Genomic DNA, 10,151 nt, shown 5'->3' with positions numbered 1-10,151 from the left:
TCTTCCCGGTGATCGGGCTTTGTTGTCACCGTCGCCGGCGGGATACTTCCCGCCAACTTGACGCCAGCGTCGAGACGTCAGAACCACACGACTTCGCCGTCCGCATCACATGCCGTTCGTCAGCGGCACATCAGCGTCCATTGCATCCCGTCCCGCGTCCGTGACGATCGCGAGCGCCCCTGCATGGAACGAGACGAGGCGGTTATGGATTTGATTTGGGGCAAACCAGAAGAAATATATTTTTGCAAATCGGGCTGGACAGGTGCTTCGCCGCAGCGCCCGCCGGGCAAATCGGTTGGCGGTCCGCCGTGCAGCGATTATGCATCTTCGCGCTGGTATCGGATTGCATTCGCGCCAAAATGCATTCAAGCCTCTAACAACGAGCATCGGTCAATTCCCGAGTCCTTTGATGCGCCCTCCTCTGCTCAATCCGCTGTTCGCGCCAATCACGTCCCTTGCTGGGGTCGGGCCCAAGCAGGATCGACTGTTCCGGTATCTGCTCGATCGTGAAGCGACACCGCGCATCATTGATCTGCTGTTTCATCTGCCCGCGAGCGTAATCGACCGCCGTGCGCGACCTAAAGTCCGCGATGCTATCCCCGGAACGGTGGTGACGCTGGAGGTCACGGTGGATCGCCACAGGCCAGTGCCGGGGCGCAATCCCCGCGCACCTCATCTGGTTTATGCCAGCGACGATACCGGGGACGTGGTCCTGACCTATTTCCGTGCTCAGCCCGGCTACGTCGAAAAGCTGCTGCCGGTCGGCGCCAAACGATACGTCTCCGGCACGCTGCAAATGTTCGATGGCATGCCGCAGATCGTGCATCCCGATCGGGTGGTGGACGAAGCGGGTTTCGCAAAACTCAGTGGAATCGATCCCGTCTATCCTCTGACGCAGGGGTTGGCGCTAGGCTCGTTGCGGCGTGCCGTAACTCAGGCGCTTCACAAGCTGCCGAATCTTCCCGAATGGATCAGCCCGGAGGTAATCCGCCGCTGCAAGTTTCCGCCGATCGCGGAGGCGCTCGACCGCGTGCACATACCGATCGACCCAACGGATATTCTTCCCGAAGGTCCGTTCTGGTCGAGACTTGCATTCGACGAACTACTGGCCGGCCAACTGGCGCTGGCATTGGTGCGCGCGCAACTGCGCCGTCCCGCCGGCAACCGGCACAGGGGCGACGGCCATTTCCGCAGCAGGATCATTGACGCGCTGCCATATGCGCTGACCATTTCACAGCGCGAGGCGATCGCCGCCATCACCGATGATTTGCATCAACCGGTCCGGATGCTGCGGCTGCTGCAGGGCGATGTCGGTTCGGGCAAGACGGTTGTGGCCTTGTTAGCGGCTGCCGCCGTTGTCGAAGCGGGCAAACAGGCCGCGTTAATGGCGCCGACGGAAATTCTCGCCCGCCAGCACATCAAGACCATTGCGCCCCTTGCCGAACGTGCTGGCTTGAGGGTTGCCATCCTGACCGGTCGTGAAAAGGGCAAGGAGCGCCGCGATATTCTGGCGCGGCTTGTCGATGGCGAAATCGATCTTCTGGTCGGCACCCATGCGTTGATCCAGGACGATGTGATCTTCAGATCGCTGGCGCTCGCGGTCGTCGATGAGCAGCATCGCTTCGGCGTGCGCGAGCGGCTGGCGCTTACGGCCAAGGGCGAAGCGGTTGACGTGCTGGTGCTGAGCGCCACCCCGATTCCCCGCACCCTGGTGCTCACTTATTTTGGTGACATGGATGTTTCCGAGTTGCGCGAAAAACCTGCGGGACGGCAGCCGATCGATACCCGCGCCATGCCGAACAACCGTCTCAATGAAGTGATGGATGCGGTGGGCCGCGCGTGGCGGGTCGGAAAGCGCGTCTACTGGATTTGCCCACTGGTGGAGGAATCCGAAACCGTCGATCTCACCGATGCTGCGCAGCGATTCGAAAGCCTGAGGACGCGGTTCGGCGACAAGGTCGGCCTTGTCCACGGCAAGATGCGTGGGTCGGAAAAAGATCAGGTGATGGCTCATTTCGCAAGCGGCGAGATCGGGCTGCTGGTGGCGACCACGGTAGTGGAGGTCGGCGTCGATGTTCCGGCCGCCAGCATCATGGTGATCGAAAACGCGGAACGATTCGGGCTGGCGCAACTGCATCAGCTACGGGGACGGATTGGGCGCGGCTCCGAAGCGTCCACCTGTTTGTTGCTCTACAAGGAGCCGCTCAACGATATGTCTATGGCGCGGCTGAAGGTCATCCGAGAAACCACCGATGGGTTCAGGATCGCCGAGGAAGACCTCAAGCTACGTGGCGAGGGCGACGTGCTTGGCATCAGGCAGAGCGGCCTACCCGGATATCGGATCGCGCGGTCCGGTGTTCACGCCCAGCTCATCGTCCAGGCGCGGGACGAAGCGCTACGCATCATGAAAGACGATCCGCACCTCAACGGCGCGCGTGGGCAAGCACTGCGTTGCCTGCTCTATTTGTTCGAACGCGACGAGGCATTGCCGCTAATCGGTGCAGGATGAATGCCCCTAATAACTCAGCTGGTCATAATCGCGAGGCGCCGCGCACGAGGCGTCCAAGGCTGCTCGCGCTCTGGCATTGATCGCGTCCTGGATCGCGCGCGCATTCGCAGGACCAGGAAATCAATCGACCTTTGCCGGTTCCGGCTGACGCAAAGTTGAGTTTGCCACCCGCGCGGCATTCGCCATTCCCGCCAGCGCTGCAAGTTTCTTCTGCTGGTCGGAGCCGGGCTGCACCACGCCCGCGGACATGATAAGCGTTGCGGCATCCTCGGCGCTCATCTCGATTTCGATAATCTTGCTCTTTGGCACGTAGAAAAAGAAACCGGTCGTCGGATTTGGCGAGCACGGCAGGAACACCGAAATGTGCTCCTCCTGGCCGGGGAGGTTGTTGGCGATCTCCACGCTAGGCGATTGCGAAATCAAGACGATCGACCACATTCCCGGTGAGGGAAATTCGACCAGCCCAACGCGACGAAGGCTCGATCCCTGGCCCGAGAACAGGGTCTCGAACACCTGCTTCAATCCACGATAAATCGCGCGCACCACCGGCATGCGGCCTAGCAATCGTTCACCGAGGTCGACGAGGCTTCTCCCGATCAAGTTGGCGGTGAGAAAACCGAGCAGCGTCAGCGCGACCACCGCAACGATCAGCCCAGAGCCAGGTAAACCGAATGGCAAATAGGTTTCCGGCCGATAGGCCACCGGCACGAAGGGTCGAACGATGCCATCGACCCATGTCACGAACCACCAGGTCAGATAGAAGGTGATGGCAATTGGGCCCGCGACGATCAATCCGGTCAGGAAATAGTTGCGAAAACGCGCCATCAAGCCGGTTTGTACCTCCGGCGGCTGTTCAGCCGGTGGCATGGATGGTGGGAGGTCGTTTCGGGTCATTCGAGTTCCAGGTCGGTCCGGCACCTACAATACCGTGCCAGCTAAGCTCTTCTAACAGATTTTGAAAGAGTTAAGCCAACTAGGCAAGCCGACCTGCGGCTACTCGACGGTTACTGATTTCGCGAGATTTCGCGGCTGATCGACGTCGGTGCCCATGATAACCGCTGTGTGATACGCGAGAAGCTGCACCGGAATGGCGTAAACCATCGGCGTAAAGGCCGCGGGCATGTCAGGCAGCACGATCGTGAGCAGCGAGTCAACACTTGCCTCGGAGGCGCCCTTGGCGTCGGTCATCAGGATGATGTTGCCGCCGCGCGCCGCGACTTCCTGCATGTTCGAGACGGTCTTTTCAAACACGCGATCGTAGGGCGCGATCACCACCACGGGCATGTTCTCGTCGATAAGCGCGATCGGCCCATGCTTGAGTTCGCCGGCGGCATAACCTTCGGCGTGAATGTAGGAAATTTCCTTGAGCTTGAGCGCGCCCTCCAATGCCAGCGGATAACTGGTGCCTCGGCCGAGATAGAGCACGTCCTTTGACTTTGCGATGTCGCGCGCAAGTTTCTCCATCAGCGGCTCGGTCGCAAGCGCAGCCGCCATCAGCCGCGGTATTTCCACGAGCCCGTGCACCAGCCTGGTCTCGTCGGTTTCCGACAACTCGCCACGGGCCCTGCCAGCAGCCACCGCAAGTGCGGCCAGGACCATGAGCTGGCAGGTGAACGCCTTGGTCGACGCGACACCGATTTCCGGTCCGGCCAGAGTCGGCATCACCGTTTCGCTTTCGCGCGCAATCGTCGAGCTGGGCACGTTGACCACGGACAGCGTGTGCACGCCCTGCCCCTTGGCGTAGCGTAGCGCCGCGAGCGTGTCGGCGGTTTCGCCAGATTGCGAGATGAAAATCGCGAGATCGCCCTTGCGCAACGGCGCCTCGCGATAACGGAATTCCGACGCCACATCGAGCTCGACCGGTATGCGACCCAGCCGCTCGAACCAGTATTTGGCAATGTAACCGGCGTAGCTGGCGGTCCCGCACGCGGTGATCGATATGCGCTGAATGTCCTTGAAATCGAACGGCAGGCTCGCAGGCAAGGCGACGCGATCGGTAGCCATATCGACATAGCGCGCCAAAGTGTGGCCGACCACTTCGGGCTGTTCGTGAATCTCTTTGGCCATGAAGTGGCGATAGTTTGCCTTATCGACCAGCGAGGTCGTCGCGGTGTGCCTGATGACGCCACGATGAACAATGGCGTTGTTCTTGTCGTAGATTACGGCGGACTTGCGAGTGAGCACGACCCAATCTCCGTCCTCGAGATAGGAGATCGTGTCTGTGAATGGGCCAAGGGCGATCGCGTCCGAGCCGAGGTACATCTCGCCATCGCCATAGCCGATGGCGAGCGGCGGGCCATTGCGCGCGCCGATCATCAGGTCGTCGTCGCCACCGAAAATAAACCCGAGTGCGAATGCGCCGCGCAGTTGTGATAACGATGCCTTCACCGCTTCGACAGGGTTGATGCCTTTGGCGAGATAGCTGTCGACGAGGTGCAAAACGATTTCGGTATCGGTTTCTGTCTTGAATACGACGCCATCTTTTTGCAACTGCGCGCGCAGCTCGCGGAAGTTCTCGATAATGCCGTTGTGGACGACGGCTACTCGATCGGTCGCGTGTGGATGCGCGTTATTCTCGGTCGGCTTTCCGTGCGTGGCCCAACGCGTATGGCCGATACCGGTATGGCCGGCCAAGGGCTCCGCTTGCAATCGCGCCTCGAGATTTTTGAGTTTGCCTTCAGCACGGCGGCGTTTGATATGCTTGCCTTCGAGCGTGGCGACGCCTGCGGAATCGTAACCGCGATATTCAAGGCGCTTTAGCGAGTCGACCAACTGCTCCGCTACCGGACCGCTACCGAGGATCCCGACAATGCCGCACATGCGGATGAATATCTCCAATTAAACGGCAAAAGCGCATGCATCTCTTAACGAGAATAGCAGATCGCCTGATACTCAATAATTATTGCGGATTGAAACAGCGTTAAGCCGCAAGCTTAACAAGCTTTCTCCTAGTCAGCTTTGGGCGGCTTGCCACGCGTTTTCATCTCGCGATATCGCTTGGCCCCGCCCTCGCGATTGATCTGCTCGTTGCGCTCGAGCGCGAGCGCATCCTCAGGCACGTCGCGGGTGATCACCGATCCTGACCCGATATAAGCGCGGCTGCCGATTTTGACCGGCGCCACCAACGACGAATTGGTACCGATGAAGGCGCCCTGGCCGATCTCGGTCTTGTGCTTGCCGAAGCCGTCATAGTTGCACGTAATGGTGCCAGCCCCGATGTTGGCATTCGATCCGACATGGGCATCGCCGATATAGCTGAGATGGTTGACCTTGACACCCGGCTCGAGTGTCGCGGCTTTGATCTCGACGAAGTTGCCGACCCGCGCGCCGTCGCCCAGCGAGGCGCCGGGCCGCAGACGCGCATAGGGACCAACGGAAGCGTTCTTGCCGATCGAAGACTGCACGATATGAGAGAATGAATGAATGACGGCGCCATCCGATATCGCGACGCCGGGACCGATCACCACGAAGGGTTCGATTGTGACGTCGTTGCCGAATCTCGTATCGGCAGCGAGGTAAACCGTGTCGGGCGCAATCATGGTGACGCCCGCCTCAAGCGCCGCTTTGCGCAAGCGCGCCTGCATCACCTGCTCGGCTTCGGCCAGCTGGGCCTTGGTGTTGATGCCGCGCACTTCGTCCTCGCTGGTCTCGATCACAACCGCCTCCAATCCCAGATCCCTGACGATGCCAACCACATCGGTCAGATAATACTCGCCCTTGCTGTTGGAACTGCCGATTTTTTCAATCATGGCGAGCGCTTTTCGCCCGTCAAAAGCCATAACGCCGGCGTTGCAAAGCCGGATCGCACGTTCCTCGGCGGTTGCGTCCGGCTCCTCTCTAATCGCCGTCAATCGGCTTCCTTTCACCAGCAGTCGGCCGTAGCCGGTGGGATCGGCTGCGCGAAAGCCGAGCACGGCAAGGGTTGCACCTGCCTCGAGCGCGGCGCGAAGACGTTGGAACGTCGCGGCTGATATCAGCGGCGTATCGCCGAACACGATGAGCAGGTCATCGGCGCCCCGGGCGATCGCATCGCGCGCCGCCAGCACGGCGTGCGCGGTGCCGAGCCGCTCATCCTGAACGAAAGTGGCCGCATCCGGACGCACGCGTTTGACTTCTGCGGCGACCGCCTCGTGCCCCGGCCCGATGACCACGGCCAATCCTGCGTCAGCTCCATGTGGGGCTGCATCCAAAACATGCGCCAGCAGCGACTGTCCAGCCAGCGGATGCAGCACCTTGGGCGTCGAGGACCGCATGCGCGTGCCCTCACCCGCGGCGAGCACGATCGTAAGGCTGGACCGAGCGGTCATCTGAATCCCTTGCTTCCCAGGGGTGTTCGGCCGCTCTCATAGAGGGTTTTGCCGGATCATGGAAACCCGTTTGCTGTTCGCTAGTCCGCCGATTTAAGATTGCGGCGGAATTCCTGTTAATGTTTGGCGGGTGATTCGGGTGGGGCCGCAGGGGGGCCGCAGACTTCGTTATGGCAAAGAATCCCGAGAGGCGGGCCGCCAGCTTTGAACCCGAAAATACCGGCTTTATGTCGGGATTTCTGGCAGACGAGGATGTTTTCGACCGGCGCGCGACATGGCGGCTCGGCTTGTGGGCCGGCGCCTCAATTGGGGCGGTTGTTCTGGCGGTTTACGCTAGTCATTCCTCGGTTGCGCTGCGTCGTGACCAGGTGGCCTCAGTCGAACTGGCCAGACAGGAACAACAGATCCAGTCAATGGCCAAGGAGAGCCAAAACGAGCGTCGTCGGCTGGCATCCGCAATCGATACGCTCAACGGCGACCGCGATCGGCTGTATTATCGCGTGAGCGCGCTGGAGCAGGGACTCGAGTCCGTGACCGGCACGATTGCCAAGCAGAATACGGCTGCGGCATCACCGCACCCCGCTCCGTCCTCGGCGATCGCGACTGCAGAGCCGCCGCAACCGGCTACGCAAAATCAGGTCCCTGCGCCGATCGTCTCGCCCGTGGCGACGCTAACGAAGGCAGCCGACGCAACGAAAGCAAGTGAGAAGACCGAGACCGCCACGCCTCCTGAGCAAGCGCCCGTGGTCATCGCATCAGCTGCACCGAAAACATCGATGGCGCCCGCAGCGGCGCCCCCGCCATCCCTTGTTGCCCCCAAATCACTCATGGGCCCATCCGATTCCACGGCGGGAAAATCGATCCAATCGGACAAGGCCACAAAAGCGACTCAGCCGGCGCCAAAGCCGGAAATCATGGCAGCCAGCGGCCCTGCGGATGAGGCGGAAGCAGATGCTTCCGCGCCGAGCGCCACTCAGCTTGCGGTTCAGCGCACTGAATTCGGCGTCGATGTGGGCGGGGCGAATTCGGTCAATGGCCTGCGCTCGCTTTGGCGGGGGCTATTGAAGTCGAGGTCGAACGCGGCTCTGGCGGCGTTGCGGCCAATCATCGTGATCAAAGAAAACAGCAACGGCCTCGGCATGCAGTTGCGGCTGGTCGCGGGGCCGCTTACCGATGCGGCTTCGGCGGCGAAAATATGCGCGGCCATGGTAGCGAACGAACGACCCTGCGAAACGGCGGTGTTCGACGGTCAACGCCTCGCCGTCAATGCAGACGATCCGCCCGCCGCCAAGCCAGGTCCCGGCCACCGATCCAGCCAGGGGCGCAGCAATACAAAGCGCGTGGCGGTCGACGAGCCCATCAAGAAACCAGATCCCCCACCCGCAACAGTTTCCACGTTTTTCGGCCGTCGTTAGCGCAGCCATGAGTTTAGCTGGCAAAAACCAAGGGGTAGCCTGCTAGTCTTGTCCCGCTCTGGATTCCCGACCATATTCGCCGAATGAAGAAAGCTCCCTTTCGATTGACGCCTTATCAGGTGCAGTGGCTGCTGGTGGTCGGCTTTTTGAGCGTCGGTTACGCGCTGTATCTTCGCTATTTCGCGATCGAGTTCTCGACGGTCGCGCTGGCTTGTGACGCCGGCTTGCAAACGATGCTGTGCAAGACCAGAATTCTCATAACCTACCTGTTTCGCAATTCAGTGTTCGGCGGTGTTGCGCTCATGATCGCCGCACTTCATGTTATCCGGCCATCGATCGTTCTACTGACCGGCGGGTTGATCGCCGCCGGATTTGGGATCGTGCTTTACAATGTCGTGCTCTCAGGCCTCGCAATAGGGCTGCTCATTCTGGGATTTGCACGGCCCGCGCCTGCCACAGCGTAAAAGCGAGCAGCAGATAGATCGCGCAAGTCCAGAGCGACTGCCAGTTGTCCTTGCCTTCGTTGAACAAAGTGTAGAGCGCCGCGCAGGCCAGCAGCCCGGCAAAGACCGCCTCGGCCAAAGGCCTGACCCCGTCCTTTGGGCGATTAAGCAGCGTCAGAATGGAGAACGGCACCACAGCCATTGTCAGCGCGGCAAATGGAAAATCGCGGTAGCGCGGGTCGAATACGAGCCCGAGCGCAGTTTCGGAGCCGATCAACACGGCAATCGCCAACACCAGTCCCAGGATTACAGTTAGCCCCGATCGCGTTCGCGCCTCGCGCGGACCCAACAGTTCAAGAAACGTCGGCAGCGCGCGGCCCGCCATCAGGGCGTTGGCGCACAACACAGGAGAGCCGATAGCTGCTAGCAGCAGCGCTCCCCAACCGAGCCACCCACTTACGCCGTAGCTTTCATAGAACAGCTTGTCGGCTGCGACGCCGAGCAGGATTCCAGCTGTGGTGGCGTAAATTCCCACCGCCATCCAGGACGCCAACCGAGGCTTCCAAGGCCTGCGCCGCAAGGTCAACCAGCCGGCGCCGAACACCAGAATAGAGAGCGACATCCCGCATCCCATCTGCAGCTTCCAGGCTGGATAATTGCTGACGGGAATTCCGGGGGGATATTTCACGACCCGCCGGCCTGAATCGAACAGTCCCCAATAGCCGCCGACCGTACCCTCAAGCTCGCGCTTCCATGGCTGGTCGTATGCTTCGATCAGGTTGACGCGAAAATTTTCCCGTTTTGCCAGCTCAAGAATCTCGGAGACAACTCTGGCCTGGTTGGTGCGCGAGGGCAAAGCTCCCTCACGCATGCGTCCCTCGCTGGGCCAGCCGGTCTCGCCGATCAGAATCTCCTTCCCCGGAAATGCCACGGCCATCCTGCGGCGGATATCGTCGACATGCGCCGCGGCATGTTTGGCGCGGATCGGAAAATCCTCCCAGTAAGGCAGGATGTGAATGGTGACAAAATCCACCGCTTCGTAGATTTCACGATTACGCAGCCAGTATTCCCAGACATCGGCATAGGTAACGGGAACGGCAAGCTGCGATTTGACGGAGCGGATGGTCGCGGCGAGATCGGCGGTCGTCATCTCGCCGCGCAACAGCACCTCGTTGCCGACCACAACGGACGTGATGACCCCGGGGAATTCCTTCGCAAGGCGGACGACGGTGGCAATCTGCGCCAGGTTTTTCAATCTATTGCTGCCGAGCCAGATCCCCTGGATCACCTTCAGGCCCGCCTTGGCCGCCAGCTCGGGGACCTGATCCAGGCCGTTTTCAATCGAATAGGTGCGCACGCAATCGGTTATTTTCGCGAGCTGTTCGAGGTCGTGAGCGATCTCCTCCGCGCTGACGTGCGTGGTCGGCGACAGCGGGGTCTGAGCACCCCGGAAGGGCGCATACGACACGCACATCAG

7 protein-coding genes are annotated in these 10,151 nt (G+C 60.7%); 3 read left to right on the top strand and 4 right to left on the bottom strand.

Annotated features, from left to right (window positions below; translation table 11 throughout):
* The first annotated feature begins 409 nt into the window (after positions 1 to 409).
* A complete protein-coding gene (gene recG / locus VJV58_RS14210; RefSeq protein ID WP_324137997.1) occupies positions 410 to 2,509 on the top strand; it encodes an ATP-dependent DNA helicase RecG in 2,100 nt (699 codons plus the stop codon).
* A gap of 120 nt (positions 2,510 to 2,629) precedes the next feature.
* Here recG and VJV58_RS14205 read toward each other — a convergent pair whose 3' ends face one another.
* The 3 genes from VJV58_RS14205 to glmU all read right to left on the bottom strand — a co-directional run bounded on the left by VJV58_RS14205 (position 2,630) and on the right by glmU (position 6,816).
* On the bottom strand, positions 2,630 to 3,403 hold the full coding sequence (locus tag VJV58_RS14205) for a DUF502 domain-containing protein (RefSeq protein ID WP_414641493.1): 774 nt from the start codon (positions 3,401 to 3,403) through the stop codon (positions 2,630 to 2,632).
* Positions 3,404 to 3,502: 99 nt separating this feature from the next.
* Positions 3,503 to 5,329, bottom strand: a complete 1,827-nt coding sequence (gene glmS, locus VJV58_RS14200) for a glutamine--fructose-6-phosphate transaminase (isomerizing) (RefSeq protein WP_324137996.1) — start codon at positions 5,327 to 5,329, stop codon at positions 3,503 to 3,505.
* Positions 5,330 to 5,457: 128 nt separating this feature from the next.
* Positions 5,458 to 6,816 (bottom strand): bifunctional UDP-N-acetylglucosamine diphosphorylase/glucosamine-1-phosphate N-acetyltransferase GlmU, encoded by a 1,359-nt coding sequence (glmU, locus tag VJV58_RS14195; protein WP_324137995.1) that lies wholly within the window; start codon positions 6,814 to 6,816, stop codon positions 5,458 to 5,460.
* A gap of 170 nt (positions 6,817 to 6,986) precedes the next feature.
* Between glmU and VJV58_RS14190 the strand changes: the two genes are divergently transcribed.
* Both VJV58_RS14190 and VJV58_RS14185 read left to right on the top strand, forming a co-directional pair.
* Positions 6,987 to 8,231, top strand: coding sequence for a hypothetical protein (locus VJV58_RS14190; RefSeq protein WP_324137994.1), 1,245 nt, complete (start codon positions 6,987 to 6,989; stop codon positions 8,229 to 8,231).
* An 83-nt stretch (positions 8,232 to 8,314) separates the two neighbouring features.
* Positions 8,315 to 8,695: a hypothetical protein gene (locus tag VJV58_RS14185; RefSeq protein ID WP_324137993.1), complete on the top strand. Its 381-nt coding sequence runs from the start codon at positions 8,315 to 8,317 to the stop codon at positions 8,693 to 8,695.
* On the opposite strand, the gene VJV58_RS14180 is transcribed toward VJV58_RS14185, so the two are convergent.
* Positions 8,655 to 10,151, bottom strand: a 1,497-nt coding sequence (locus VJV58_RS14180) for a beta-(1-6) glucans synthase (protein ID WP_324137992.1), incomplete at its 5' end; no start/stop codon positions are given. The two genes, VJV58_RS14185 and VJV58_RS14180, sit on opposite strands and share 41 nt — an antisense overlap.

Origin of the sequence: Bradyrhizobium sp. (assembly GCF_035273305.1) — a bacterium.
In the GTDB taxonomy this organism is placed as follows: Bacteria; Pseudomonadota; Alphaproteobacteria; order Rhizobiales; family Xanthobacteraceae; genus Bradyrhizobium.
The sequence above is the reverse complement of the archived record's forward strand: the minus strand, read 5'-3'. Positions and strand labels throughout refer to the sequence as shown.